This window comes from Pseudomonas sp. HMWF006, assembly GCF_003061205.1.
Classification (GTDB): domain Bacteria; phylum Pseudomonadota; class Gammaproteobacteria; order Pseudomonadales; family Pseudomonadaceae; genus Aquipseudomonas; species Aquipseudomonas monsensis.
The window spans coordinates 543-2375 of record NZ_QAIU01000415.1; the positions used below are offsets into that span (position 1 = coordinate 543).

Consider the following 1833-nt stretch of genomic DNA (forward strand, 5'->3'; position numbering starts at 1 on the left):
GCGCCCAGGACCGGTGGCCTGGGCACGTCTGCGCAACCCGCCCAGTCCACAAAGTCTGCCACGGCTGGACGGTGATTCACGCTGGCGGCTGGTGTCGCAACTGACCCTCAATCACCTGTCACTGGTCGAAGGCCCACAGGCGCTCGATGCGCTGAAAGAAATTCTGCAGTTGCACAACCTGCGCGATGAAGCCAGTGCCCTGCGCCAGATCGAAGGCCTGTTGAGCCTGCATGCCGAGCGGATCATCGGTCACGTCGGGGCTGACGCCTGGCGCGGTTGGCGCAATGGTCTGGAGGTGCAAGTGCAGCTCGATCCGCAGCACTTTGTCGGCAGTAGCGCGGTGCTGTTTTGCGCCGTGCTGGCGCAGTTCTTTTCGCTGTACGCCACGGCCAATCGCTTTGTGCGCACGGTATTGATACAGGACGACAAGGAGGTCAAGGCATGGCAACCCCAAGCCGGCATGCCCCTGTCGCTCTGACCCTGAGCCAGCGTCTGCGCCGCGATCCGCAGGCGTTCGAGTTGTTGCAGGCGCTGTTGCTGCTGGAGCGCGAACAGCCGCAGGCGGAATCCCTCGGCAGCGGCACTTCGCCCCAGGCCGAAGCGGTGAAACTGCGTGGGCCGTTGACGCCGATGTTCGCCGCCAGCCAGATCGAAAGCCTGCGCGAAGCGCCGGGCGAGCCGCTGACCCTCGACACGCCGGTGTTCGGCCTCGGCGGTCCCGACGGCCCCCTGCCCTACGCCTATCAGGAATGGCTGCAACAACGCGCCCGGGCCAAGGATCATGCGCCGGCCGAGTTCCTCGATCTGTTCCAGCATCGCCTGCTCAGCCTGCTGTACAAGGTGATGCGCAAACACCGGATAGCCTTGGGTTTCGTCACGCCGGGAGCGTCGCCGGTGCAGGCGCAATTGCGCGCACTGACCGGGTTGTTACCCAAGTCGTTGCAGGAGCGCCAGGCCGTGCCGGATTGCGCGGTGCTGGCCTGCACCGCGTTGTTCGCCGATGGCCGCCGGTCGCTGGCCGGGTTCGCGGCGATTGTCCGCGAACAGTTTGCCGTGCCGGTCGCGCTGAGTGCCTACGAAGGTGCCTGGCGCGAAATTCCAGTGGCCAGCCGCAGCCTGATGCAGGCCGGCGGCCGCAACCTGCAATTGGGCCGTACAGCGGTGGCCGGCACGCGGGTCTGGGATGAGCACGCCGGCATTCGCCTGACACTGGGGCCATTGCCGTCGGCGCAGGCCGCACGGTTCCTGCCTGATGGCGAAGTGCATCCGGCGCTGGCCAGCCTTGCCGCGTTGTATTTCGGCCCGGATCTGGACGTGAAACTGGTGTTGCTGGTGCGCGGTGCCGGGCCGCTGAAACTCGGCCGGCAGGTGCCGACGCTGCTGAGCTGGAACGGCGGCCTGCAACGCCAGGCCAGCCTTGCCGTGCAACGCATCGAAACCCGTCTGCGTCAGCTGGAGATCACCTGAAAATGGAACTGGCCAGCCTGATCGGACGCCTCAACCCGGACAACCGCCGCGCCCTCGAACGCGCCGCGCAACGCTGTTTGCAGCGCGGCCATCACTTTGTCGAGATCGAACACCTGCTGCTGGAATTGCTCGACATCGAGGGTGGCGACTTTGCTTTTCTGCTGCCGCGTTTCGGGCTGGAACGGGATGCGTTGAGTGCGGAAATCAACAAGGCACTCGACCTGTTCAAGGCCGGCAGCACGCGCACGCCAGCGCTGTCATCGCACACCTTGGGCCTGCTCGAAGATGCGGTGGTGCAGGCCAGTGTGCTGGGGCTCGACAGCATTCGTTCCGGGTTGTTATTGCTGGCACTGATTGACCGTGATG

General features: G+C 65.4%; 3 protein-coding genes. All 3 read left to right on the plus strand.

Annotation, left to right across the window (positions count from 1 at the left end; genetic code table 11):
* Positions 1 to 478, plus strand: a 478-nt coding sequence (locus DBR24_RS32555; protein WP_256591585.1) for a type VI secretion system baseplate subunit TssF, incomplete at its 5' end; no start/stop codon positions are given.
* Positions 442 to 1467, plus strand: coding sequence for a type VI secretion system baseplate subunit TssG (tssG, locus tag DBR24_RS17100; RefSeq protein WP_128615333.1), 1026 nt, complete (start codon positions 442 to 444; stop codon positions 1465 to 1467). The genes DBR24_RS32555 and tssG, both read left to right, overlap by 37 nt.
* 2 nt (positions 1468 to 1469) lie before the next feature.
* Positions 1470 to 1833, plus strand: a 364-nt coding sequence (locus tag DBR24_RS17105; protein ID WP_305889048.1) for a Clp protease N-terminal domain-containing protein, incomplete at its 3' end; no start/stop codon positions are given.